Origin of the sequence: Micromonospora reichwaldensis, assembly GCF_031845925.1 — a bacterium.
GTDB classification, from domain to species: domain Bacteria; phylum Actinomycetota; class Actinomycetes; order Mycobacteriales; family Micromonosporaceae; genus Micromonospora; species Micromonospora reichwaldensis.
Window position 1 is genome coordinate 103,629 of record NZ_JAVRFL010000004.1, and the last position, 23,880, is coordinate 127,508.

Below are 23,880 nucleotides of genomic sequence, written 5' to 3' on the forward strand. Positions count from 1 at the left end.
TGGGGGGAGGGCACGGTGACAACCGTCGCACTCAAGGATGTCACGAAGGTGTTCCGGGACGGCACCCTCGCCGTCGACAGCGTCAATCTCGACGTCAACGACGGCGAGTTCATGGTGCTGCTCGGCCCGTCGGGCTGTGGGAAGTCCACGGTGCTGCGGATGGTGGCCGGGCTTGAGGAACCGACGTCGGGCGCGGTGATGCTCGACGGCGAGCTGGCCAACGACCTGCCGCCGCGCGACCGGAAGATCGCCATGGTCTTCCAGGACTTCGCGCTCTACCCGCACATGACCGTCGGCGACAACATCGCCTTCCCGCTCAAGCTGGCCGGGTTGGAGCCCGAGCCGCGTGGCGAGCGGGTCACCGACGTGGCCAGCGCGCTCGGCATCGGCGACGTGCTCGGCCGCAAGCCCAGCCAGCTCTCCGGCGGGCAACGCCAGCGGGTCGCGATGGGCCGGGCGATCGTGCGCCGTCCGGGCCTGTTCCTGATGGACGAGCCGCTGTCGAACCTCGACAGCGGGCTCCGGGCCGAACTGCGCGCCGAGATCTCCGGCCTGACCCGGGAGCTGGGCGTCACCACCATCTACGTCACGCACGACCAGGCCGAGGCGCTGACCATGGCCGACCGGGTCGCCATCATGCGCAAGGGCGTCCTCCAGGACGTCGGCACCCCCACCCAGGTCTACGGCCGCCCGGCCACCCTCTACGTGGCCGCGTTCCTCGGCAGCCCGCGGATGAACCTGCTGGAGGCCTCGGTCTACGTCCACCTCGACCGCTACGTCACCCTCACCCTCGGTGACCAGGCGCTCCACCTGCCGTGGGACGACATCCGCAGCCGGGCGGTCGCGCACTACCACGGTGAGCGGATCGTGGTCGGGATGCGGGCCGAGGCGCTCACCCCGGTCGCGCCGGACACCCAGGGCGCCGTGCTGCACGGCCGCATCCGCTACCTGGAGCACCACGGGCACGAGTCGCTCGCCTTCCTCGACATCGGGGCCACCGCGATCGTGGTGGACGAGATGGGTACCCGGACCGAGGAGGCACCCACCGGCCAGCGCGGCCTGCGCCGCTTCGGGCAGGTGTTGCAGCGGCTGACCGGGCGCGCCGCCGAGGAGGAGGCCGCCGCCCCGGTCGCCGCCACCCGCACCAGCGTGCTCAACGACCCGGGCCGGCACCACCGGCGCCCCGCCGAGCTCGCGGTCCGGCTCGCGCCGTACCCGGGGATCGCCGCCGGGCACCCCCTGGCCGTCTCCGTACGCATGGACGCGCTGCACTTCTTCGACGAGCGCGGCGACCGGATCGACGTGGGCTGGCGCTGAGGAGGGTGTAAGGAAGGGCACCTTCCTAACGCTATGCGTTAGGAAGGTGCCCTTCCTTACACCCAGGGGCGGGCTTGTCGGGAAAGTTACCGGCTAGTAACGTCGGGCCATGACCATCGACTCGCGCCAGGTGGCGGCCGGCATGCTGGAGGCTGTCCCGTTCGCCCGTACGCTCGGCATCGAATTCGTCGAAGTGGCCCCCGAGGCCGAGGGTGGGGTACGGGTGACCGTCCGGCTGCCCGACTCGCCGGCCACCCACAACCACGTCGGCGGCCCGCACGCCGGGGCCATGTTCACCCTCGGCGAGACCGCCAGCGGCGCGGTCGTGCTGGCCGCGTTCGGGCAGCTGCTCGACCGGGCCACGCCGCTGGCGGTACGGGCCGAGATCGCGTACCGGAAGCTGGCCATGGGCCCCGTCCTGGCCACCGCGCGCCTCGACCGGCCGGTCGCCGAGGTGGTCGCGGAACTGGAGTCCGGCCGCCGGCCGGAGTTCCCGGTCCAGGTGGAGATCGCCACCGAGGAGGGCAAGCCGACCGGCGGGATGACCGTGGTCTGGACGCTGCGCCCGAACTGAGCCGCGCGGCAAGCGCACCGAAAGCGGTTTACGGGCGCGGAGGTCTGGATAGATTCGTACCGTGTTGGGCCTGCCTGCTCACGTGACCGCCTGTCTCTTCGATCTGGACGGTGTGCTGACGCAGACCGCCCGGGTGCACAACGCCGCGTGGACGGAGACGTTCGACGGCTTCCTGCGCCGCCACGCCGCCGCCACCGGTGAGGAGTTCCGTCCCTTCGACCCCGGGCCGGACTACAACCGCTACGTCGACGGCCGGCCGCGCGCCGACGGGGTGCGCACCTTCCTCTCCTCCCGGGGCATCGTGCTGCCCGAGGGGTCGCCCGACGACCCGCCGGACGCCGACACCGTCAACGGGGTCGGCAACAGCAAGAACGTGCTGCTGCTGGAGCGGCTGCGCACCCACGGCGTGGACGTCTACCCCGGCTCCGTCGCGTACCTGGAGGCGGCGAGCGCCGCCGGACTGCGCCGGGCGGTCGTCACGGCCAGCGCGAACGGCCGGGAGGTGGTCGCCGCCGCCGGGCTGGAACCGCTGCTGGAGGCGCGGGTGGACGGGCTCGTCGCCCGCGCCGAGGGGCTGCGCGGCAAGCCCGAGCCGGACACGTTCCTGGCCGGCGCGAGACTGCTCGGGGTCGACCCGCGCGACGCCGCCGTCTTCGAGGACGCCCTCGCCGGGGTCGCCGCCGGCCGCGCCGGCGGGTTCGGGTACGTGATCGGGGTGGACCGGGTCGGCCAGGCCGCCGAGCTGCTGGCCCACGGGGCCGACGTCGTGGTCACCGACCTCGCCGACCTGCTCGACCCCGGGCAGACCGCGTGATCCGGGAACGGGCCTATCCGGTCGAGCCGTGGCACGTCCGGGAGATACGGCTGGACATGGACGTCCTGGCCCAGTCCGAGTCGGTCTTCGCCCTCTCCAACGGGCACGTCGGGCTGCGCGGCAACCTCGACGAGGGGGAACCCCACGGCCTGCCCGGCACGTACCTCAACTCCTTCTACGAGCTGCGCCCGCTGCCGTACGCCGAGGCCGGCTTCGGGTTCCCCGAGTCCGGCCAGACGGTCGTCAACGTGACCAACGGCAAGCTGATCCGGCTGCTGGTCGACGACGAGCCGCTCGACGTCCGCTACGGCGAACTCCTCGCCCACGAACGGGTCCTCGACCTGCGCGCCGGCACCCTGCACCGGGAGCTGCACTGGCGCTCCCCGGCCGGCCGCGAGATCAAGGTCCGCAGCACCCGGCTCGTCTCGTTCACCCAGCGCGCCGTCGCCGCGATCAGCTACGAGGTCGAGGCGGTGGACGGCCCGCTGCGGCTGATCCTCCAGTCGGAACTCGTGGCGAACGAGGCGCTGCCCGCGCAGAGCGGGGACCCGCGGGTCGCGGCCGTGCTGGAGTCGCCGTTGCAGGCCGAGGAGGAACTCACCACCGCCGACGGCGGGCTGCTGATCCACCGGACCAAGGTCTCCGGGCTGCGGGTGGCCGCCGCCATGGAACACGAGGTGTACGCCCCGGGGCGCACGACCAGCCAGTCCGAGGGGTACGAGGACTGGGTGCGTACCACGATCGGGTGCGTGCTCCAGCCCGGCGAGACGCTGCGCGTGGTCAAGTACCTCGCGTACGGCTGGTCGAGCCGCCGGTCGCTGCCGGCGATGCGCGACCAGGTCGAGGCCGCCCTGACGGGGGCCCGGATCGACGGCTGGGACGGGCTCCTCCGCGAGCAGCGCGAATACCTCGACGAGTTCTGGGACGCCGCCGACGTGGTGGTGGAGGGCGACCCGGAGATCCAGCAGGCCGTCCGGTTCGGCATGTTCCACGTCCTCCAGGCCGGCTCCCGGGCGGAGCGACGGCCCATCGCCGCGAAGGGCCTGACCGGTCCGGGGTACGACGGGCACGCGTTCTGGGACACGGAGATGTTCGTCCTGCCGGTGCTCACCTACACCCAACCGGCCGCCGTGCGGGACGCGCTGCACTGGCGGCACGGCACCCTGGCCGCCGCACGCGAGCGGGCCCGGACGCTCAACCTGGAGGGCGCGGCGTTCCCCTGGCGCACCATCGAGGGGCCGGAGTCGTCGGGGTACTGGCCGGCCGGCACCGCCGCCTTCCACATCGCGGCCGGTGTCGCCGACGCGCTGCGACGCTACGTCCAGGTCACCCAGGACACCGAGCTGGAACGCGAGATCGGGCTGGAGTTGCTGGTGGAGACCGCCCGGCTGTGGCGGTCGCTGGGTCACCACGACCGGCACGGCCAGTTCCACATCGACGGGGTCACCGGCCCCGACGAGTACACGGCGGTGAAGAACGACAACATCTACACCAACCTGATGGCGCAGCGGAACCTGATCAGCGCGGCCGACGCGGTGATGCGCTACCGGGACGAGGCGTTCCACCTCGGCGTGACCGACGAGGAGGCGGCAGCCTGGCGGGACGCGGCGGCGTCCATGCACATCCCGTACGACGAGGAGATCGACGTCCACGAACAGGTGGAGGGCTTCACCCGGCTCCAGGAGTGGGACTTCGCGCACACGCCGCCGGAGAAGTACCCGCTGCTGCTGCACTACCCGTACTTCGACCTCTACCGCAAGCAGGTCGTCAAGCAGGCGGACCTGGTCCTGGCCATGCACTGGCGGGGCGACGCGTTCACGCCGGAGCAGAAGCTGCGCAACTTCCTCTACTACGAGCGGCGTACGGTGCGGGACTCGTCGCTGTCGGCGTGCACCCAGGCGGTGCTGGCGGCCGAGGTGGGCCATCCCGAACTGGCGCACGTCTACCTGCGCGAGGCCGCGCTGATGGACCTGCACGACCTCAACGAGAACACCCGCGACGGGGTGCACATGGCCTCGCTCGCCGGCGCGTGGATCGCCCTGGTGGGCGGGTTCGGCGGGCTGCGCGACCACGACGGCAACCTCTCCTTCGCGCCGCGGCTGTCGAGCCGGCTCGAGCGGCTGGAGTTCTCCCTCCAGTGGCGCGGGATGCGGCTGCGGGTCGACGTCCGGCCGCACCAGACCACGTACGCGCTGCGCTACGGCGACCCGGGAGACATGCTGGAGTTGCGGCACCACGGTGAGCAGGTCCGGGTCACCTGCGGGGAGCCGGTGACGATGCCGATCCCCGCCGCGGAGGTGTCGGGCCCCGCCCCGGAGCAGGCCCCCGGTCGGGCTCCCCTGCTCCGCCTGCCCGAGAACGAGCCGTGACCGACCGCCGGCCCGCCGTCGGCGACGGCGGGCCGGCGGCGTAGGACCCTGTGCCGGTCACCCGGCGGCGTCGGTCAGAGCGGCCTGCCCTGTGACGGGCGGTCCGCCGCGTCGCGGGGCGCCATCGCCCGCGGGTCGTCGGCCGTGCGCGCCTGGGCGGCGTCGTCCGCCCAGTCCCGGCCGCGTTCGGTGTCCTGTTCCCGCCGGTCCCGGTCGGTGGTCTGCTGCCGGGTCTCCCGCTGCTGCTGAGCCATGGCGATCCTCGCGATCCGTCGGGGCGCGGTTGCGCCGGTACGGTCTGCGGTCACCCGACGCCTACCCGGGCCCCTCGGCGACAAACGCCGGGGGCGCCGGGGCCGCTTGCCGGCGCCGGGGACGGGTATGCGGCCGGAACGGGGACGACCGAGGACGTACGGAGGCGAGATGGACGTGCGCAGCAGCGCGGTGGCGATCCCGGCGGGGGACGCCGAACTTCCGGCCGACCTGCTGGTCCCGGCGGAGCCGGCCGGCGTGGTGCTCTTCGCACACGGCAGCGGCAGCTCCCGGCACAGCCCGCGCAACACGGCTGTGGCGCACGTGCTCAACCGCAGCGCCCTCGGCACCGTGCTAGTCGACCTGCTGACGCCGGCCGAGGACCAGGTGGACGCCCGGACCGCCGAGCTGCGCTTCGACATCCCCCTGCTCGCCCGTCGGCTCGCCGCGATCGTGGACTGGCTGGCGGCGGAGCGACCCCTCGGCGCCGTGCCGATCGGGCTGTTCGGGGCCAGCACCGGGGCCGCCGCCGCCCTGGTGGCGGCGGAGGCCCGACCGGACCTCGTCGGCGCGGTGGTCTCCCGGGGCGGCCGTCCCGACCTGGCCGGCGCCGCGCTCGACCAGGTGCGCGCGCCCACGCTGCTGCTGGTCGGCGGCCTGGACGAGCAGGTGATCACGCTCAACGAGCAGGCCCAGGAGGCGCTGCCGGACACGGCCGAGCTGACGGTGATCCCGGGGGCGACCCACCTCTTCGAGGAACCCGGCACCCTGGAGCAGGTGGCGCACAGCGCCGCCGACTGGTTCACCACCCACCTCCCCACCCCCCGCTGAGGACCCGCCCGGTAGGTGGTCAGGCGGGGGTCGGGGGCGCGGGCGTCGGGCGCTGGCGGTGTTGCTGGATGGTGTCGATCACGCGCCAGACGACGGCGGTGATCGGCACCGAGACGAAGGCCCCGGCGATGCCGGCGATCAGGGTGCCGGCGGTCACCGCCACCAGGATCACCGCCGGGTGCAGGCGCACCTGACGCTTCATGACCAGCGGCTCCAGCAGGTTGCCCTCGACCTGCTGGACGGTGATCACGGCGGCGAGGACGAGCAGTGCGGTCACCGGCCCCTTCGCCGCGAGCGCGACCAGCACCGCCACGGCGCCGGCCACGGTCGCCCCGATGATCGGGATGAAGCCGCCGAAGAAGGTGATGAGCGCGAGCGGGAAGGCCAGCGGCACCCGGAGCACGACCAGCGCCAGACCGATGCCGATCGCGTCGATCGCGGCGATCAGCATCGTGCCCCGGCTGTACGCGCCGAGCGTCCGCCAACCCGTCCGGCCGGCCTCGGCGGTCACCTCCCGGTTCGGCCCGGTCGCGCGGGACAGCGTCCAGCGCCACATGGACCTGCCGTCCTTGAGCAGGAAGAACAGCAGGACGAGCGCGAGCAGCGCCGAGCCGAGCACCTCCGCGGCCGTCCTGGCGCCGGAGACCGGGTCGACCGTGCCCTGCCCGAGCCCTTGGCGGGCCTGGTCGAGCAGCTGGTCGAGCTGTCGGTCGCTGACCGGCAGCGTCGAGGTCACGAAGTCCCGGGTCCGTTGCAGGCCCTGCACCAGCTCCTCGCTCAACTCGCTGAACTGGTTGGCGGTGAGGCTCCACACCAGCGCGCCGACGCCGAACAGCAGGCCGAGCAGCAGCAGTACGGTGAGCAGGGCGGCCAGCGCGGCGGGCAGATGGAGCCGGCGCAGCGCGAGCTGCACCGGGTCGAGCAGCGCGGCGAGGAAGATGGTGACGGCCAGCGCGATGGCCAGCGGCGCGAGCAGCACCGCGATCTTCCCCAGGAGGTACAGCCCGGCGACGATCACCACCAGGCAGGCGCTCCACACCACGGCCGAGCGGACCAGCCAGGGGAGCGCGGCCCAGGTCTGTCGGGAGCCGGCGACCCGGCCGGGCGTTCCCTCGGGCGTACGCCCGGCATCGTCTGCGACCACGTCGGCCCTCCTCGATCTCCGGCGAGTCGGTACCCGGCCGGCGTCCTTCCGACACCCGCGTCCCCTTTCACGCTAGATGGGCGGCCGGGGCGTCGGGGCCGACCGCCCGTTTCCCGATCGCTCCGGGGCTGCTTCGCCGTCGCGTTTGAGCCCCCGAGCCCAGGGAAGGCGGAGATTCGGAACCGGCTTCGAGGAGGACCCCGATGAGCGACTTCATGGACAAGGCCAAGGATTTCGCCGACAAGCACGACGAGCAGGTCGACAAGGGCCTGGAGAAGGGCGGCGACATGGCCGACAAGCGCACGGGCGGCAAGTACGACGAGCAGATCGACAAGGGCGTCGACCAGGCCCAGGCGCGCACCGGCGAAGGCGACCAGGTCCGCTGAACGTCTCGTAGCGACCCGGGACGCCGCGCAAGCAGGTGACCCGGGACGACTGCTTCCTGACGGATCGACGCGTACCGCTAGCCAAGGATCGACCACTCTCGCTACTATCCGCAGTCGGAACATGACTCAAAGTGGAGTCATCCCCGACCGGACCGGCGCCCTCCCCTTGGGGCGCCGTGACGAGAGGAAGTCATCCGGTGACCGAGGCCCCCGAGACGACCGTCCCCCACCGCTATCCGTTCAGCGACCCCGACCGGCTCAACCTCGACCCGCGCTACGCCCGGCTGCGCCGGGACGAACCGCTCACCCGGATCCGGATGCCGTTCGGCGAGCCGGCCTGGCTCGCCACCCGGCACGCGGACGTCCGGACCGTGCTCGGCGACCCACGGTTCAGCCGGGCCGCCTCGGTGGGCCGGGACGAGCCCCGCAACTCGCCGCGACAGCAGGAGGGCGGGATCCTGTCGATGGACCCGCCGGAGCACACCCGGCTGCGTCGGCTGGTGGCGAAGGCGTTCACCGCCCGCCGGGTGGAGGAGCTGCGACCCCGGACCAGGGAGGTGGCCCACGAGCTGGTGGACGGCATGCTCGCGGCCGGTCCGCCGGCCGACCTGGTGGAGCACCTGGCCACCCCGCTGCCGATCCGGGTCATCTGCGACCTGCTCGGCGTCCCCGTGGCCGACCAGGACCGCTTCCACACCTGGTCCGAGGCGATCGTGTCGACCACCTCCCTCAGCCCGGAGCAGGCCCAGGAGTACATCGACAGTCTCCTCGCGTACATGGGCGAGCTGATCGCGCGGCGGCGCGAGCAACCCACCGACGACCTGCTCGGCGCGATGGTCCGGGCCCGGGACGCCGACGACCGGCTCGCGGAGGACGAGGTCGTGCGCCTGGCCGCCGGGCTGCTCGCGGCAGGGCACGAGACGACGGTGACCCAGATCCCCAACTTCGTGTACGCCCTGCTCACCCACCCGGACGAGTGGGCCCGGCTACGGTCGCGGCCGGACCTGGTGCCGGCTGCCGTCGAGGAGCTGATGCGGTACGTGCCGCTCGGCGCGTCCTCGGCCTTCGCCCGCTACGCCCTGGAGGACGTCGAGGTCGGCGGCGTGCTGGTACGGGCCGGCGAGCCGGTGGTGGTGTCGATCCCGTCGGCCAACCGGGACGAGACGGTCTTCGCCGACGCGGACCGGCTCGACCTGACCCGGCAGGTCAACCCGCACCTCGGCTTCGGGCACGGGGTGCACCACTGCGTCGGCGCGCAGCTCGCCCGGATGGAACTCCAGGTCGTCCTGGAGACGCTGATCGCCCGCACGCCCGACCTGAGGCTGGCCGTGCCGGAATCCGAGCTGACCTGGAAGAGCGGCCTGCTGGTCCGGGGGCTCGTCGCCATGCCGGTGAGTTGGTGAACAGATGAGTGCGACGGACGAGCAGTGGCGGGTACACGTGGACCCGACGCGGTGCATCGGGTCGGGGATCTGTGCGGGCACCGCGCCGAGGCACTTCGTGCTGGTGGACGGGTTGGCCCGCCCGCTGGCCGAGCGGGTGGCGCCGGACGACGCGTTGGTGGACGCCGCGGACTCCTGCCCGATGGAGGCGGTCATCGTGTCCGAGGCGGACGGCCTGCGCCGGATCGCCCCGGAGACCTGAGCCGGGCGGGTCCTGCCGGAGGCCTGGGGCCGGGCGGGTCGCGTGGCTCGCCCGATGGTCGCCCTCCGCGCCGGCCGGTGACATGCCGGTGGCCACGCCCCGGGCCGGGCGTGGCCACCATGAGCGGGGGCGGTCAGCGCTGCTTCTGGCCCAGCTCCGCCGTCGACGTGACGCGGCCGCTCAGCGCGTCCCGCATCCGGTCCACCAGACCGGTGCCGGGGTTGAGCAGCCGGTTCGCCGGCGGCCGGTCGGGCGCGGCCGGGTGCGGCCGGGTCGGGGCGGTCTTCTTGGTCGCCTCCACCTTCCCGGCCAGTTCGACCATCTCCTCGGTGGCGACCGCGGCGCGCAGGCGGGGGAAGAGGTCCGACTCCTCGTCCTTGACGTGGTGCCGGATCGTGCTCGTCAGGTGCGCCAGCAGCTCGTCGAAGCGCGGGTCGGACGGGTCGACCGACTCCAGCTCCTTCATGGTCCGCTCGGCGTCGGCGTGCTCGGAGATCTCGTGCTCGGCGATCTGGTCGCCGTCCGGCAGCGCCTTGCGGGCGGTCGGATAGACGTGCATCTCCTCGGCGACGGCGTGCCGGACCAGCTCGGCGATCACCACGTCGGCCAGTTGCCGGCGGTGCTCGGGGGTGCCCTGCCGGCTCTCCAACTGCACGAAGAGTGCCTCGACCTCACGGTGGTCGGCGGTCAGGACGTCCACGACGTCCTCCCCCCTGATGTCCTGTGGGTTGGTCATGTCTGCCCCTCACCGGTTGCGGAACGGTCGGTTGTGGGCCTGGTACCCGGGAACCGCCCACCGAACCCACCGATCATCAATGTGTCGCCGACCCGCGTCCCGTGCCCGGCGGGCGGCCGTCGCGCCGGCACGCCGAGGGCCGGCCCCCGCAGGAGGCCGGCCCTCGGCGGGGCGGATCAGGACGAGTAGCCGCGCTCGGCGATCCAGTTGGCGACCTTCTCCAGGGTCATCCAGTACTCGCCCTCGGGGGCGGCCGGGTCGGCGATCCGGATCAGGTCACCGCCGTCCCGGTAGCCCACCAGGGTCAGGTAGTGCCCGCCCTCGTACGAGTGCGGGTTGCCGACCGTGTCGACCGCGGTGCCCTTGATGTTGGCCACCACCGGCCGGCCCTTGTCGAGGGCCGCGACGACGTCGGACCGCAGCCGGTCCACCTGCTCCGGCTTGGCCACCGGATCCGGGATCTCGGTGGTCCGGTACCCGCGGCCGGTCAGCTCGTTGAGCACGCGGGTGATGTCCAGGGCCGAGTCGGTGCCGGCCTCGGTGGTGCCCAGCCTCTTCGCGACCTCGTCCTGGGGGAGCGCCCGGCCCAGCGCCGACAGGGCGATGCGGGTCGCGGCCGGGCCGCAGTAGTAGAAGTTGGGCTGCGCCTGGTACTCGATGCCCACGGCGCGCTCGGCACGCCGGTCGGCGCGGCCGTTCTTGGCGGCGCGGTCGTCCGTGTGCACCGCGCCGACCGGGGTGGTCGCCGCCGGCGCCGCCTGGGCGGTCACCGCCGGACCCGCGAGGCATCCGCCGGCCACCAGCAGGCCGGCGACGGAGAGACCGCTCTTCTGGACGATCGGATTCATGGTCGGGCTCCAATCGGGGGTCGACGCCGCCGGGGGGGACCGGGGCGCACAGCACCGGGAGAGGCGCTCGGCTCGGGGAATTCGACGGCCCGGGGCGGTCGGCCCACGGGCGTACTCAGGGATGCAACGGCCCTGCTCCGGTGGGCATTCCGGGCCCACGGCCGGGGGCGCACCGGCCGCACGTCGAGGTTCAACCGGGCCACGGGCGGCAGGATTCCGGCGTACGGATGCCCCGCGTCACACCCGGACCGGTCAGGCATGCGTGGGTGGCGCGGGAGGGGACGAACCGGTCAACCGGTCACAGGCTGCCCAGCAGGCGCGTCACCGCGATCTCGATGACCACCCGGTCCGGATTCGGGCGGGGCGTCCGGTAGCGCTCGGCGTACCGGCGCTCGGCCTCGGCGACGGCCGGCCGGTCGGAGCGCACGACGGCCCGCCCCTCGATGGTGAGCCAGCGCCGCCCGTCGACGTGGCAGACGGCCACCGGGGCGCCCCCGGGGCCGGCGGCGGCGACGTGCCGCGCCTTGCGGGACGCGCCGCCGGTGATCACGCGGGCCAGCCCCGTCGACGCGTCGAAGGTGACCCCCACCGGTACGACGTGCGGGGTGCCGTCCGGGCGCAGGGTGGTCAACGTGGCCAGGTGCCGTTCCCGGCAGAACGCCACGACCCGCTCGTCGTGGGGCGCCAACCGATGGTCGCCGGGCATGTCCGTCCCCTGTCTCGCGGTGCGGCACCGATCATGGCACGCGACGGTGCGCCCGGTCGGTGCCGGACGGCGCGTCGGGTGCCCCGGGCAGCGGCGTGCTCGCGGCGCGGCGCTGCCGGACCAGCCGACCCAGGTAGAGCAGCGCCCCGGTCAGCACCGCCATGTCGTCCAGGTAGATGGGGTCGGGAAGCAGGTCGATCGGCAGGACGGTGTAGAGCAGCGCCCCGTAGAAGGCGAGCTTGCCGTTCAGCCCGAGTGTGCCGAGCAGGCGGCGGGTGCGGATCACGCGGACGGCCAGCACCACCGCGCCGACCAACGTGACGACCGCCACGACGCCGACGACGATCCACGCCTCCCTGGACATGCCGTCACGCTAGCCCAGCGGGACCGGTTCCGCCCGGCCATGCCGGTCAGTACGCGGGAACCGCCGCCCGGCCCCGGGCCACCGACGGCACCTCGCGGCCGGTCAGCGCCGGGAACTCCCGGGTCTGCTCCGCCACTGCGGCCCCCTCGACCAGCGGCAGCAGCGACTGCGACTCGTCGGGGCGGCGGCTGACCGCGGCGAACGCCTCGTCCCGCAGGCTGCGCGCCGCCTCGGCGGCGTTCTCGGCCGCCCGCCACGCGGCCTGCTCCCGCTCCCGGGCCGCCCGCTGCCGGGCGAGCAGGTTGTCCCGTACCGCCCGGCGCAGCACCAGTTCCTGCTCGACCGGGTGCAGCCGGGGGTCCCACCCGTCGCGGTGCGCGAAGACGTCACTGAGCTGTTCGACCGACAACTCCTTGCGCCAGTACGCGTCGAGGGCGGCCCGGTGCAGGAAGCGCTCGCGCTCGGCGTACTCGGCGGGCGTCCGGACGGTACGCGGAAGGGGCATCGCCTCGGCGACCGCCAGCCGGTGGACGTCCGCCTCGGCGGCCTCGTACGCCTGCCAGGCCGCCTCGACCTCCTCCTGCGCGGTCAGCCACTCGGCCCGCAGGCGGGCGGCGGTGGTGGCGGCCCGTTCCGCGGCGACCGAGACCTCCCCCGCGTACCGGGAACGTTCGCGCTCCTCCTCGACCCGTTCCAGCTCGCTCGGCATCGCGGCGCGCCGGATGCGGGAGCCGGCGTCGAAGCGGAGGCGGCCGGGACGCAGCACCAGGCCGGCCACGGTGACGGCGACGACCCCGAGCAGGCTCAGCCAGATCACGGCGGCCCGGGGCACATCGAGCAGGACGGAGGAGAACACGTTTTCCATGGTCAGCACCTCGCGGTCGATCGAGGGAATCGACAGGGTCTGTGCCCGGCGTGCGGGCGGGTGGGCATCGTGGGCGCGCGTGCGGGCGTACCGCGGCGGTGGCCGCTCCGGGGATGGACCGACGGGTGGCCGCCGGGGGCACGGGGCCGGGGCACGGCGGCCCGGGCGGACGCGCGTGCCGGCGGTCCGTCGCCGTCCGTCGCCCCGGATGCGGAGCCGGTGGCCGACGGTTCAGGCGGCGGGCGGACCGCGCCGGGCGGGGACGCCCCTGCCGGGGTCGCGGGCGGGGCCGTCCGGGCGGGCGACCGCCACGGCGGCGGTGTCGGTCGGAGTGTCGTCGCGCCGGACCGCCGGCGGGGCGGCGAAGCCGTGAATCTGCTCGGCCACCGGCTCGCGGCGCGACAGCGGTGGGGTGAGCGGGGCGCTCGCGACGGTCGGACCGGCGGCCGTGACAGCGGCCGGAACGGGGGCGGTGACGGCGGCCGGGCCGGCGGCGAACGGTGCCGGTGCGGCGGTCGCGCCTCCCAGGCCCACGGCGAGCACCAGCGCGGCGACCGCCAGCCGGGTCAGCTCACGCAAGGAGCGCAGCGTCACCGACCAGAACGGGTCGACGGACGCTACGGAGGGCACCCGTCCAACCTATCGCCCGGGCCGGGCCCGCGCAGCGCGCCGACGACCCGGGATCGGGTGACCGCCGCCACGATGTCCGAAAAGGATCGTCGGCCGGGTGCGACCGTGCCCGCCGGGACCGACGCCGCGCGTGCGACGGCCCACCCGGTGGTACGCCCGCCGGGTGGGCCGTCGTCGTGCTGGTGCGCGTCAGCTGTCGGTGCCGAGCACGGGCGGAGCGGCGGCCGCGCCGTCGCCCCAGACCATGTCGTCCTCCGTCAGCCAGGTCAGGCGGCCGTCGGTGTCGTCGTCGTGCGCGCCACGGGTGCCGCCCAGGACGCCGGGGCGGCCCGCCCCGCCGCGTCCCGTCCCGCTGGCGGCCCGGTCGCCGCCCTGTCGTGCCCCGTTGTCGAAGCGCCGGCCCATCCCGGTCGCGGAGCGGTTGTCCGCCACCGGAGTGCCGCCGGCGGACCGGACCGCCGAGGCCGGTGCGTTGCCGCTCGCGGCGAGGGCCCCGGTGCCGAGCACGCCGCCCGCCGGTCCGAACTGGAGGCCCGGCCCGCCGGCCGAGGCCGTCGCGGTGCCGCCCAGCCCGACGGGACCCGTCGTGGGGGGCGTGCCGGTCAGCACCGTGGCACCGGCGAGGGAGGTGCCGGCCGGGACGCCGCCGGGAACGCCCCCGGTCACGCCGCCGCCCGGCTGCCCGCCGCCGACGGCGCCCGGGACGATCGTCCCGGGCGCGCCGCCGCCCGGTCCGGAACTCGGCCGGTCGGGAGCCGCGACGGTGGCGCCGCCGGGCTGCCCGGCGAGGCCGGAGGTGGTCGGCGCGGCCGTCGGCGTGCTGGCGCCCGGGCCGCTGCGCGGGGGCGTCGAATCGCGGCTGGTCGTGCCCGGGATGTCCGGATGCGGTGGCGGCGGCGGGACGAGCCGGCCGTACGCCGAGAGGTCGTAGCCGGCGGCCAGCTCGGCCACCACGTTGACCATGCGCTGGTGGGCCTTCTCCTGCTCGGCCTTGTCCTGCTGGTGCCCCAGCAGCCCGCCGACCACGATGCCCGGCACACCGAACACAGCGCCCTTGGCCGCGCCGGAGAGCGCCTGGTCGTGGTCGTCGGTCTCGGCCGGACTCTCCGCCTGCTCGCGGGCGGTGCGCAGCTCGCCGGACATCAGGGTCAGGCCCCGGCTCACGTCCGCCATGCCCTCGCCGAGCTTGTCGGCGTAGTCGGTGACGAGCGTCAACCGCCGCTGGAACTCCTGCGAGGCCGAGCCCGTCCAGGTGTTGGCGAGCTTGTCGAGGTCGCCGCTGAGCTCGCGGGACAGCCCGTCGAGCATGCCCTTGAGCGCCGTCCACTGCGCGGCGACGCCGTCGATCTGGCCCGGCTGGCCGGCCATCACGGCGTCGTAGAGCTGCTGGTGGCTGACGTGCTGGTAGCGCTGGGTGTATTCAGACACGCGGATCCTCCTTCCGCTTCAACGCGTCGTCCACCCCGTTCAGCGCGGCGGCGATGTCGGCGGAGTTGGCCGCGTTGCGCTCCTCAGCGGTGCGGTAGTTGGCCAGGATCGTCGCGGTGGCGCTCTGCGCGGCCTTCACCGCCGCACGCAGCCGGTCGACCTGGTCCACGTAGGACTGGTGGATCTCGGAGTAGCGGCGGGAATTCTCGGTGGCGTCGGCGAACGAACCCAGCGCCGGGGGCCGGCACTGCATCTCCGTGCTCAGCTTCCGCAACGCCTTCTCCGCCTCGGTCAGCCGGTTGGCCAACTTCTGGTGGAAGTCTTCCAGGGACAGCAGGTCGACTGTCGTGCGCCCGGTCATGGCAGCATCCCCGTACGTCATCGTCGATAACCGTTGGCAGCGCTCAGGTTAGTCGACCGGTGCGACGCGGGCGACCCGCTACCGGCGTCGATCCACCGGTGCGTACTCAGCCGTCCGTCCCCGGACCGGGGGACGACGCGCCGGGCGAGACCGGGGCGTCGGACGCGGGCTCGTCGGAGGGCGTCGCCGACGCGCCGGATCTCGCCGGAGCGGGGCTGTCCGCCGGCTTCGCCGGGCCGGGCGCCTGGGCCGCGGGGCCGGGCGCGAAGTGGGCGAGCGCGTCGTCCCGCGAGAGTGTCGGCCCCGTGGGCACGAGGGCCAGCAGCGACGCGGGTACGGCCAGCGGGGTGACCCCCTCGTAGCCGAGCGCCGACATGGCGCCGACGCCGAGCGGGTAGCGGACGCCCTGGGCGCTGATCAGATGGACGGTGGCGCCGGGGGCGGCCGCACCGCTCTCGCCGGACCCGGGCGTGGCCTGCACGAGCACGCCCTTGCCGCCGGGCAGCAGCACGCCCTCGGCGGTACGCACGCCGTCGCGCGCGCTCTGCCGCACGGGCACCCCGCCGGGCGCGGCCAGCTCCGCCGGCACCCGGTCGAAGACCTCCAGCGTGGTGGTGGGCGGCCCGCCGTCGGTGCCCGCCCGGTAGGTCGCGCAGACCGCCGTCCGGCCCGCGGTGACCGGGTGCAGCGCGGGCAGGGCCTGCGGCATCCCGGCCTCCTCCGCCCGCTGGTCGGTCAGCAGCTTGCCGGCCTGCGCCGGGGTGATGTCGGTGACCTGGCCGCCGTCGCGCAGCAGCAGCAGCGCGCTGATCTCGCCGATCGCGGAGAGACCCTCGCGGGTGAGCACGTAGTGCTGGCCCGCCGCCCGGAAGACCTGACCGACCTTGGCCGGGCGCTCGGTCAGGGTGCTGGCCTCGTCCTCGCCGGCGATCGTCGGCTGCCGCATGACCGGCCCGGCCGGCACGGCGTTGAGCAGCTGCTGCCCCACGGGCAGGCGGGGCGCGTTGGCCATCCGCAGCGCGGCGAGCGCGGAGTCGCCGCCCGTCACCTGCAACCGCCGGTCGCCGGTGAGCAGGTGCCGCTGGCCGTCGGCCTCCACCAGCACGGCCCGGTCGCCGAGCGGCGCACCACCGGGCAGCGGGCGGTCGATCACCACCCGGGTGCCGGAGCGGCGGGGATCGGCCGGGTCCGGGACGTCGCAGACGGACCAGGGCAGGCCCGTCAGGGACTTGCGGTCCGGCAGCGCGTCGGGAGCGCCGACGATGCCGACCGTACGACCCCGGGGCCGGTCCCGGATCGAGGCCTGGGACATCGTGCGGACCTGCGGGGCCGGCTCGTTGATGATCAGTCGGGCCGAGGCGTAGTTGAGGGTGGGGTGCAGCTGCCCGTCGACGAAGACGTACGTCGCCCCGGTCTCCCGCTCGATCACCAGGGTGTTCGGCTCCAGCGGCGCCGTGTTGCCGGTGAACTGCCCGTACGCGCCGACGCCACCGAGCACCACGGCCGCGGCGATGACGCTGCCGAAGACCGCCATGCCGAGCCGCCGCATCGGCAGGTTGCTGGTCTCCGGGTCGCCCGACAGCAGCGCCGAGACGATCCGGCGGGTGACGAAGCGGTACGCCTGCACCTGGTCGCGGCGGGTCCGCATGACTTACCTCCGGCGGGGGTGGGTCCGCGACGAGCAGGTCCGAGTCGGTGTCGCGGGCTTCCCTACGATAAGGGGCCGTCGACGGGTCACCGGGACCAGCGCCCGACCCGATCCGGCGGACGCTCCGCCGTCCAGAAAGGGACTGTCAGCGATGACGCAGGTTCAGGCGCCACCCGGTCGTCCGGCACCGCAGCCGTCCGGCGTCGCCCAGCGGCCGGTCGTCCCGGCCGACCGGCGCGACCGTGGTCGGATCGGGCCCGTGGCCGTGGGGCAGCTCGTGGTGCTGGAACTCTGCGCCCTGGCCGTCTGGGCGGCGCTGGGCGGGCCGGTCGGGCTGGCCGCCACCGTCGGGGTGCTGTCGCTGGCGGTGGTGGGCGCGGTCTTCGCCCGCCGGGGTGGCCGCTGGTGGTACGAGGACCTGCTGCTGCGCCGGCGGCTGCGGCGGCGTCGGGAGGCGGCCAGGAGCACCCTCGCGGCGGGCGGCGGGGCCGACCCCAGGCTGGCGCCCCTGGCCCCGGAGCTGACTGTGACCGAGCTCACGGACCGCGGCACCCGCCTCGGCATCGGGCAGGACGCGCAGGGCTGGTTCGCGGCGGTGGCGTTGCAGGGCCACGCCGGGGCGCCCGCCGGATCGGTCGAGGCGTCGGTGCTGGACCGGGCACTGCGCGTGCTCGCCGACTTCACCGGCCCGGTCACCCGCGCCCAGGTCGTCTCGCACACCCTCGTCTGGTACCCGGCGCCGGGAGCGCCACCCGCGGCCCACCGGACGGTCTGGCTGGCGCTGCGGCTCTCCGTGCGGGACGCCCGCGTCGAGACCGTCAGCCGGGGCGGCGGCATGCCCGGCGTGCACCGCACGCTCTCCGCCGGCATCGGCCGGCTGGGCAAGGCGCTGACCGCGGCCGGGCTCGACCACCGCCCCCTCAGCCGCGACGAGCTGCGCGCGGCGGTCGTCTCGGCGGCCGGGCTGGACCTGGCGCCGACGCCGCCGGCGGAGACCTGGACGGGGCTGCGCGGCGGCGGCTGGACCCAGCGTTGCCTGGTCCTGCGGCCCCGGGCCGACGCGCCGTTCGGTCCGCTGGTGGACGCGGTGACGGCGACGTCCGCCCCCTCGCACACCCTGGCCGTCGTGGTGCAGCCGGGCGGGCGCGTCGCCCCGCCGATGCTCCGGGTGGCGGCGCTCGACGACCACGTGGAGGCGCTGGTCGAGGCGGTACGGGAGGTGGCCCGCCGGTCCGGCGCCCCGGCCCGCCCCGTGGACGGCCAGCACGGCCCCGGCGTCTACGCCACCGCCCCGGCCGGCACCACGATCACGACCCTGCACCCGACCGACTGACAACCGGGGACGCCGAGCGCGGGTCAGGGGCGGAGGTTGACGATCCAGCCGTAGAGGCCGACGACCCAGAAGGCCAGCGGGACCAGCGCGATGATCAGCATGATCTCCACGATGTCGAGCAGCCGGCCCCAGACCGGGGAGATCCGCTTGCCGGCCACGGTGAGCCCGTAGATCAGGCTCACCACGGCCGCGAGCACCAGGCCGCCGAGGATCAGGCCGAGGCGTACCGCCGTCGAGCCGTTGCCGAAGGTGGCGGCGGCGGTCAGGCCGAGCCCGGCCGTGCCGGCGAGCAGCACCGGGGTGCGCTGGGCGCGGCCCAGGAACGGCCGGGCCCGCAGCAGCGACAGCAGGGCCAGCACCAGGCAGAGCAGTACCGCCGGCAGGCTGCCGTGCAGCGCGAGCACGACCTGGGCGCCGAGCACCAGCAGCGACACCGTCCAGAGCAGGCCCGTCAGGAACCCGTCGGCCCGCTCGCTGAGCTGGAGGACCTGCCGGCCGTCCACCGACTCGGTGTCGCTCTTCAGGTCGTCGGGGCCGGTCGGGATGGACGGCACCGGCAGCCGGGCCAGCCGGTACGCCGCCATCGGCAGCGCCGGCACCGCGCCGAACGCGACCGCGGCGACGACGGCCGCCGCAGCCGGCGCGTCGGTGTCGAAGGCCAGGCTGACCAGTGCGCCGAGGCCGGTGCCCGCGCCGACCGCGACCGCGCCGAAGAAGAGCGGAAGCCGGTCGCCGACGGCCAGCGCGGCCACCGCCGCGCAGAGCACCACCGCCGTGGCGCCGAGGAGCACGTGCGGGGCGCCCAGCCCGGTCAGCGGGCGGTCGCCGGCGAGCAGCAGCAGGCCGCCGACGCCCGCGTACGCCAGGCCGACGACCCCCAGCACCGACCCGGTCGCGCTGTCGGCGGCGGCCCGGGACAACACGGCCGCGGAGACCACCAGGGCGACCGCGACGACCAGCGCGGCCAGCGCGCCCGGCAGGTGCGGCGGCCCGGTGAACAGCGCCGCCAGCGCGCCGGCGCCGAGCGCCGCGGCGGCGAAGAGCACCGCGAAGGAACGGGTGGTGCCGACCTGCCAGGCGCCCGGGCGCTGGTTGGTGGCGGTGGCGACGGCGTCGACCACGTCGTCGAAGACGATCTCCGGCGCGGTGGCCGACCGGGGGTTGAAGTAGAGCACCTCGCCGTCGCGGATGCCGAGCTGCGTCGCGGTCCGGCCGCCGTCCAACGGCTGGCCGCCCAGCCGGGCCAGGCTCCAGCCGCCGTGCCGCACCCCCTCGTCGGCCAGGTCCTCACCCGCGTAACGGAGCAGGGTCGGCAGCAGGTCGGCGAGCGGTACGTCCGACGGCAGCGCGAGGTCCATCCGGGTGCGGGGCGCCACGATGGTGATCCGGCTCAGGCCGCCGGTCGCCGTCTTCGTCGCCACAGTGGCCTCCTCGCGCTCTCTACGATCACCCCTGGCCGGCGGCGCCGACGCACGGGTTCCTGACGCCCACGGGAGATTACCTACGATGGCGGGCACGTACGATGCCCACCCGACGACTCCGGTCGCTCGCCGAACTTCATCAGGGCCGCTTCTGGGGAGGAGACAGCCGTGAGCACGGTGGTGTTCCGCCGGCTCCCGCGTCAGCCGGGGCCTGCGCTGCCGCGGGGCGAGGTGCTGCTGGAGTCGCCTCCGGAGCTGCCCGAGCCCACCCCGCGCGGGATGGGGCAGCTGCTGATGATCCTGCCGATGGTCTGCGGCGTGGGCGCCATGGCGTTCCTCTACGCCGGCCGGGGCGGCGGCACGATGACGTACATCGCCGGCGGCCTCTTCGGTGTCTCGATGCTGGGCATGGCGCTCGGGTCGCTGAGCAACGGCAACAACGACAAGGCCGAACTCAACGCCGACCGGCGCGACTACATGCGCTACCTGGCCCAGATGCGCAAGCGCACCCGGCGCGCCGCCGAGCAGCAGCGGGCGGCGATGGCCTGGCGGCACCCGGAGCCGGACGCGCTCTGGTCGATCGCCGCCTCCCGCCGGCTGTGGGAGCGGCGGATCACCGAGGACGACTTCGGCGAGACCCGGATCGCCACCGGCCCGCAGCGCCTGGCCGTGGAGATCGTCCCGCCGGAGACCAAGCCGGTCGAGGACCTGGAGCCGATGAGCGCCATCGCGCTGCGGCGCTTCGTCCGCGCCCACTCGAGCGTGCCGGACCTGCCGACCGCGCTCTCCGTACGGGCGTTCAGCCGGGTGGTGCTGCGCGGCGACCGGGAGCCGGTGCTCGACCTGACGCGGGCCGCGCTCGGCCAGCTCGCCACCTTCCACGCCCCGGACGACATGGTCGTCGCGATCGTCGCCGCGCCCGACCGGCAGCCGTCCTGGGACTGGGTGAAGTGGCTGCCGCACAACCACCACAGCGCCCGGACCGACGCGGCGGGCGCCCGCCGGATGGTCTTCGCGAGCCTCGCCGAGGCCGAGGAGGCGCTCGCCGGCGAGCTGGCCGGCCGGCCCCGCTTCGCCCCCGAGGCGAAGCCGCTGACCACCGCGCCGCACCTGGTCGTGGTGATCGACGGCGGCGAGGTCTCGGCGGCCTGCCAGCTCATGGGTCCGGGGCTGCTCGGCGCCACCGTGATCGACCTGTCCGGCACCGTGCCCCGGGACGCCGGCCGCTGGCTGCTCTGCCTCGACGTGGGCGACGGCAGCTCCCTCGAACTGGTCCGCGGCACCTCCTCGTCGCGCCTCGGCCGGCCGGACCGGCTCACCGAGTCCGCCGCCGAGGGGCTGGCCCGGCAGATCGCCCCCTTCCGGCTGTCGCAGCAGCAGACCACGTCGGAGGAGCCGCTGGCGAAGAGCATGGAGCTGCCGGACCTGCTCGGCGTCGGCGACGCCGCCGCGGTCGACGTGCAGCAGACCTGGCGCCCGCGCAGCCACCGCGACCGGCTGCGCATCCCGCTCGGCGTCGGGCCGGACGGCAACGTGGTCGAGCTGGACTTCAAGGAGTCCGCGCACGAGGGCATGGGCCCGCACGGCCTGATCATCGGCGCGACCGGCTCCGGCAAGAGCGAGCTGCTGCGTACGATCGTCGGCGCGCTGGCGGTGACGCACTCCTCCGAGGAGCTCAACTTCGTCCTGGTCGACTTCAAGGGCGGCGCCACCTTCGCCTCGCTGGACGCGCTGCCGCACACCAGCGCCGTGATCACCAACCTGGCCGACGAGCTGCCGCTGGTCGACCGCATGAAGGACGCGCTGGCCGGCGAGATGACCCGCCGCCAGGAGGTGCTGCGGGCCGCCGGCAACTACGTCTCCCGCTACGACTACGAGAAGGCCCGCGCGGCCGGCGAGCCGCTGGACCCGATGCCCAGCCTGCTCATCATCTGCGACGAGTTCAGCGAGCTGCTCGCCGCGAAGCCCGACTTCATCGACCTCTTCGTGATGATCGGCCGGCTGGGCCGGTCGCTCGGCGTGCACCTGCTGCTGGCCAGCCAGCGGCTGGAGGAGGGCAAGCTGCGCGGCCTCGACACCCACCTGTCGTACCGGATCGGTCTGCGTACCTTCTCGGCGGTGGAGAGCCGGATCGTGCTCGGCGTGCCGGACGCGTACGAGCTGCCCAACGCCCCCGGCCACGGCTACCTGAAGACCGACACCAGCACCATGCTGCGGTTCCGGGCCGCGTACGTGTCCGGGCCGTACCGGGCCCCGGGGCAGGCCGCCGCGTCGTCGCGGGCGCTGGTGCAGCGCCGGATCGTCCGGTACGGGGTGGACTTCGTACCGGTGCAGAACCCGACCCTGCCGGTGCCGGACGCGCCCGAGCCGGAGCAGCCCGCCGACGGCAAGGCCGTGGCGATGCTGGACGTGCTGATCGACCGGCTGAAGGGGCGGGGCCGCCCGGCGCACCAGGTCTGGCTGCCGCCGCTGGCGGAGCCGCCGGGCCTGGGCGAGCTGCTGCCGCCGCTGAGCGTCGACCCCAGGTACGGCCTCTGCACCGCCTCGTGGCGTGGTCGCGGGCGGCTGGCCGCTCCGGTGGGCATCGTGGACCGGCCGTACGAGCAGCGCCGTGACCCGATGCTCGTGGACCTGGCCGGCGCGGGCGGCAACGTGGTGATCGTCGGCGCCTCGCTCAGCGGCAAGAGCACGATGCTGCGCTCCATGCTCGCCTCGCTCGCGCTCACCCACACGCCGCGCGAGGTGCAGTTCTTCTGCCTGGACTTCGGCGGCGGCGCGCTGCGCAGCCTGGACGGGCTGCCGCACACGGCCGGCGTGGCCGGGCGGCGGGACACCGAGGCGGTACGCCGTACGGTGGCCGAGGTGGTGGCCGTCCTGGACGAGCGGGAGAACCGGTTCGCCCAGCACGGCATCGACTCGGTGGCGAGCTACCGCCGCCGCCGGGCGGCCGGGGAGTTCGCCGACGACCCGTTCGGCGACGTCTTCCTCGTCGTCGACGGCTGGAACACCCTGCGCCAGGAGTACGAGGAGCTGGAGCAGACGATCACCACGCTGGCCAACCGTGGCCTGGGCTTCGGCGTGCACGTGGTGCTGACCGCCGTGCGGTGGGCGGAGATCCGGATCAACATGCGGGATCTGCTCGGCACGAAGCTGGAGCTGCGTCTCGGTGACGCCAACGAGTCGGAGATCGACCGGCGGGCGGCGGCGAACGTGCCGACCGGCTCGCCCGGCCGCGGCCTGACCCGCGACAAGCTGCACTTCCTGACCGCGATCTCCCGGATCGACGGCCGGCGCGACATCGACGACCTGACCGAGGCGTCCATCGCCCTGTCCCGGCACGTCGCGGAGGCATGGAAGGGCCAGCCGGCGCCGAAGGTACGGCTGCTGCCGCGCCGGCTGCCCCTCAGCGAGCTGGCCAGGGTCGTGGACCGCTCGGCGCCGGGCCTGCCGATCGGCGTCAACGAGTCGGCGCTGGCCCCGGTCTACCTCGACCTCGCCAACGAGCCGCACCTGACGGTCTTCGGCGACGCCGAGTGCGGCAAGACCAACCTGCTGCGGCTGATCGCGCGGGGCATCACGGAGCGGTACACGCCGGCGCAGGCCCGGCTGGTCATCGCCGACTACCGGCGCGGGCTGCTCGGCGCGGTGGAGGGGGACCACCTGCTCGACTACGCGCCGTCGAACCAGGTGTTCGCGCAGGGGCTCGCCTCGATCCGCAGCGCGCTGTCCAACCGGCTGCCCGGCCCGGACGTCACCACCGCGCAGCTGCGCGACCGCAGCTGGTGGAAGGGGCCGGACCTCTACATCCTGGTCGACGACTACGACCTGGTCGCCTCGGGCGGGAACAATCCGCTCAGCGCGCTGCACGAGCTGCTGCCTCAGGCCCGCGACATCGGCCTGCACCTGATCGTCACCCGGCGCGCGGGTGGTGTGGCCCGGGCGCTCTACGAGCCGGTCCTGCAACGCCTGCGGGAGCTGGACCAGCCCGGCCTGCTGATGTCCGGCAACCGGGAGGAGGGCGCGGTCTTCGGCACGCTGCGGCCGAGCCCGCAACCGCCCGGCCGGGGCACCCTGGTGCGCCGCCGCGACGGCCAGCAGCTCATCCAGACGGCCTGGTCGGAGCCGGCCTGAGGTCCGCCCACCGATGCGGCGGTCGGCGGGACCGCCCCGGTGTGACGGCATCCGGTAGCCTGCGGCACGAGCGTCGCA

The 23,880-nt window shown here is 74.6% G+C and carries 22 protein-coding genes; 10 read left to right on the forward strand and 12 right to left on the reverse strand.

Annotation, left to right across the window (positions count from 1 at the left end; translation table 11 throughout):
- The first annotated feature begins 15 nt into the window (after window positions 1-15).
- The 4 genes from RM555_RS04240 (at window position 16) to RM555_RS04255 (ending at window position 5,074) form a co-directional block, all read left to right on the forward strand.
- A complete protein-coding gene (locus RM555_RS04240; RefSeq protein WP_311410535.1) occupies window positions 16-1,317 on the forward strand; it encodes an ABC transporter ATP-binding protein in 1,302 nt (433 codons plus the stop codon).
- A gap of 109 nt (window positions 1,318-1,426) precedes the next feature.
- Window positions 1,427-1,891, forward strand: coding sequence for a DUF4442 domain-containing protein (locus RM555_RS04245; RefSeq protein ID WP_311410536.1), 465 nt, complete (start codon window positions 1,427-1,429; stop codon window positions 1,889-1,891).
- 61 nt (window positions 1,892-1,952) lie between these two features.
- Window positions 1,953-2,705 carry an HAD-IA family hydrolase gene (locus RM555_RS04250; protein WP_311410537.1) on the forward strand — a complete coding sequence of 251 codons (753 nt, stop codon included), beginning with the start codon at window positions 1,953-1,955 and terminating at the stop codon, window positions 2,703-2,705.
- Window positions 2,702-5,074, forward strand: a complete 2,373-nt coding sequence (locus RM555_RS04255; protein ID WP_311410538.1) for a glycoside hydrolase family 65 protein — start codon at window positions 2,702-2,704, stop codon at window positions 5,072-5,074. Before RM555_RS04250 ends, RM555_RS04255 begins: the two co-directional genes overlap by 4 nt.
- Before the next feature lie 74 nt (window positions 5,075-5,148).
- On the opposite strand, the gene RM555_RS04260 is transcribed toward RM555_RS04255, so the two are convergent.
- On the reverse strand, window positions 5,149-5,328 hold the full coding sequence (locus tag RM555_RS04260) for a hypothetical protein (RefSeq protein ID WP_132231888.1): 180 nt from the start codon (window positions 5,326-5,328) through the stop codon (window positions 5,149-5,151).
- A 169-nt stretch (window positions 5,329-5,497) separates the two neighbouring features.
- Between RM555_RS04260 and RM555_RS04265 the strand changes: the two genes are divergently transcribed.
- Window positions 5,498-6,157, forward strand: a complete 660-nt coding sequence (locus tag RM555_RS04265) for a dienelactone hydrolase family protein (RefSeq protein WP_311410539.1) — start codon at window positions 5,498-5,500, stop codon at window positions 6,155-6,157.
- A gap of 19 nt (window positions 6,158-6,176) precedes the next feature.
- Here RM555_RS04265 and RM555_RS04270 read toward each other — a convergent pair whose 3' ends face one another.
- Window positions 6,177-7,301 (reverse strand): AI-2E family transporter, encoded by a 1,125-nt coding sequence (locus RM555_RS04270; protein WP_311410540.1) that lies wholly within the window; start codon window positions 7,299-7,301, stop codon window positions 6,177-6,179.
- A gap of 203 nt (window positions 7,302-7,504) precedes the next feature.
- Here RM555_RS04270 and RM555_RS04275 point away from each other — a divergent pair, with 203 nt between their 5' ends.
- The 3 genes from RM555_RS04275 to RM555_RS04285 all read left to right on the forward strand — a co-directional run bounded on the left by RM555_RS04275 (window position 7,505) and on the right by RM555_RS04285 (window position 9,331).
- On the forward strand, window positions 7,505-7,687 hold the full coding sequence (locus tag RM555_RS04275; RefSeq protein WP_132231882.1) for an antitoxin: 183 nt from the start codon (window positions 7,505-7,507) through the stop codon (window positions 7,685-7,687).
- Between the two features lie 197 nt (window positions 7,688-7,884).
- Complete coding sequence (locus RM555_RS04280) at window positions 7,885-9,090, forward strand: cytochrome P450 (RefSeq protein WP_311410541.1); 1,206 nt, start codon at window positions 7,885-7,887, stop codon at window positions 9,088-9,090.
- 4 nt (window positions 9,091-9,094) lie between these two features.
- Window positions 9,095-9,331, forward strand: a complete 237-nt coding sequence (locus tag RM555_RS04285) for a ferredoxin (protein ID WP_132231878.1) — start codon at window positions 9,095-9,097, stop codon at window positions 9,329-9,331.
- Window positions 9,332-9,464: 133 nt separating this feature from the next.
- Here the strand turns inward: RM555_RS04285 and RM555_RS04290 are convergent, their stop codons facing one another.
- The 9 genes from RM555_RS04290 to eccB all read right to left on the reverse strand — a co-directional run bounded on the left by RM555_RS04290 (window position 9,465) and on the right by eccB (window position 16,917).
- Entirely contained in the window at window positions 9,465-10,067 is a 603-nt protein-coding gene (locus RM555_RS04290; RefSeq protein WP_311410542.1) for a hemerythrin domain-containing protein, read from the reverse strand.
- Between the two features lie 176 nt (window positions 10,068-10,243).
- Window positions 10,244-10,915, reverse strand: coding sequence for a C39 family peptidase (locus tag RM555_RS04295; protein WP_311410543.1), 672 nt, complete (start codon window positions 10,913-10,915; stop codon window positions 10,244-10,246).
- Window positions 10,916-11,213: 298 nt separating this feature from the next.
- Window positions 11,214-11,621: a pyridoxamine 5'-phosphate oxidase family protein gene (locus RM555_RS04300; protein WP_132231872.1), complete on the reverse strand. Its 408-nt coding sequence runs from the start codon at window positions 11,619-11,621 to the stop codon at window positions 11,214-11,216.
- A 31-nt stretch (window positions 11,622-11,652) separates the two neighbouring features.
- Window positions 11,653-11,985, reverse strand: coding sequence for a YkvA family protein (locus RM555_RS04305; RefSeq protein WP_311410544.1), 333 nt, complete (start codon window positions 11,983-11,985; stop codon window positions 11,653-11,655).
- A gap of 46 nt (window positions 11,986-12,031) precedes the next feature.
- Window positions 12,032-12,850, reverse strand: a complete 819-nt coding sequence (locus RM555_RS04310; RefSeq protein WP_311410545.1) for a hypothetical protein — start codon at window positions 12,848-12,850, stop codon at window positions 12,032-12,034.
- Between the two features lie 231 nt (window positions 12,851-13,081).
- Window positions 13,082-13,480, reverse strand: a complete 399-nt coding sequence (locus RM555_RS04315) for a hypothetical protein (protein ID WP_311410546.1) — start codon at window positions 13,478-13,480, stop codon at window positions 13,082-13,084.
- 189 nt (window positions 13,481-13,669) lie between these two features.
- Window positions 13,670-14,908 carry a WXG100 family type VII secretion target gene (locus RM555_RS04320; protein ID WP_311410547.1) on the reverse strand — a complete coding sequence of 413 codons (1,239 nt, stop codon included), beginning with the start codon at window positions 14,906-14,908 and terminating at the stop codon, window positions 13,670-13,672.
- On the reverse strand, window positions 14,901-15,269 hold the full coding sequence (locus RM555_RS04325) for a hypothetical protein (RefSeq protein WP_151456012.1): 369 nt from the start codon (window positions 15,267-15,269) through the stop codon (window positions 14,901-14,903). The genes RM555_RS04320 and RM555_RS04325 overlap by 8 nt, the downstream gene beginning before the upstream one ends.
- 106 nt (window positions 15,270-15,375) lie before the next feature.
- Window positions 15,376-16,917 carry a type VII secretion protein EccB gene (gene eccB / locus RM555_RS04330; RefSeq protein WP_311410548.1) on the reverse strand — a complete coding sequence of 514 codons (1,542 nt, stop codon included), beginning with the start codon at window positions 16,915-16,917 and terminating at the stop codon, window positions 15,376-15,378.
- A gap of 151 nt (window positions 16,918-17,068) precedes the next feature.
- Between eccB and RM555_RS04335 the strand changes: the two genes are divergently transcribed.
- Window positions 17,069-18,250: a type VII secretion protein EccE gene (locus RM555_RS04335; RefSeq protein ID WP_311410549.1), complete on the forward strand. Its 1,182-nt coding sequence runs from the start codon at window positions 17,069-17,071 to the stop codon at window positions 18,248-18,250.
- A 23-nt stretch (window positions 18,251-18,273) separates the two neighbouring features.
- Here the strand turns inward: RM555_RS04335 and eccD are convergent, their stop codons facing one another.
- A complete protein-coding gene (eccD, locus tag RM555_RS04340; RefSeq protein ID WP_311410550.1) occupies window positions 18,274-19,671 on the reverse strand; it encodes a type VII secretion integral membrane protein EccD in 1,398 nt (465 codons plus the stop codon).
- Between the two features lie 168 nt (window positions 19,672-19,839).
- Here eccD and eccCa point away from each other — a divergent pair, with 168 nt between their 5' ends.
- Window positions 19,840-23,802 (forward strand): type VII secretion protein EccCa, encoded by a 3,963-nt coding sequence (gene eccCa, locus RM555_RS04345; protein ID WP_311410551.1) that lies wholly within the window; start codon window positions 19,840-19,842, stop codon window positions 23,800-23,802.
- Window positions 23,803-23,880 lie beyond the last annotated feature (78 nt).

What these genes read in the sequence shown, in the direction of transcription:
- RM555_RS04265 (WP_311410539.1), top strand. Translation starts at nt 5,498, where the DNA reads ATGGACGTGCGCAGCAGCGCGGTGGCGATCCCGGCGGGGGACGCCGAA.
- RM555_RS04295 (WP_311410543.1), bottom strand. Translation starts at nt 10,915, where the DNA reads ATGAATCCGATCGTCCAGAAGAGCGGTCTCTCCGTCGCCGGCCTGCTG.
- RM555_RS04245 (WP_311410536.1), top strand. Translation starts at nt 1,427, where the DNA reads ATGACCATCGACTCGCGCCAGGTGGCGGCCGGCATGCTGGAGGCTGTC.
- RM555_RS04275 (WP_132231882.1), top strand. Translation starts at nt 7,505, where the DNA reads ATGAGCGACTTCATGGACAAGGCCAAGGATTTCGCCGACAAGCACGAC.
- RM555_RS04300 (WP_132231872.1), bottom strand. Translation starts at nt 11,621, where the DNA reads ATGCCCGGCGACCATCGGTTGGCGCCCCACGACGAGCGGGTCGTGGCG.
- RM555_RS04310 (WP_311410545.1), bottom strand. Translation starts at nt 12,850, where the DNA reads ATGGAAAACGTGTTCTCCTCCGTCCTGCTCGATGTGCCCCGGGCCGCC.
- RM555_RS04260 (WP_132231888.1), bottom strand. Translation starts at nt 5,328, where the DNA reads ATGGCTCAGCAGCAGCGGGAGACCCGGCAGCAGACCACCGACCGGGAC.
- RM555_RS04305 (WP_311410544.1), bottom strand. Translation starts at nt 11,985, where the DNA reads ATGTCCAGGGAGGCGTGGATCGTCGTCGGCGTCGTGGCGGTCGTCACG.
- RM555_RS04285 (WP_132231878.1), top strand. Translation starts at nt 9,095, where the DNA reads ATGAGTGCGACGGACGAGCAGTGGCGGGTACACGTGGACCCGACGCGG.
- RM555_RS04335 (WP_311410549.1), top strand. Translation starts at nt 17,069, where the DNA reads ATGACGCAGGTTCAGGCGCCACCCGGTCGTCCGGCACCGCAGCCGTCC.
- eccB (WP_311410548.1), bottom strand. Translation starts at nt 16,917, where the DNA reads ATGCGGACCCGCCGCGACCAGGTGCAGGCGTACCGCTTCGTCACCCGC.
- RM555_RS04325 (WP_151456012.1), bottom strand. Translation starts at nt 15,269, where the DNA reads ATGACCGGGCGCACGACAGTCGACCTGCTGTCCCTGGAAGACTTCCAC.
- RM555_RS04290 (WP_311410542.1), bottom strand. Translation starts at nt 10,067, where the DNA reads ATGACCAACCCACAGGACATCAGGGGGGAGGACGTCGTGGACGTCCTG.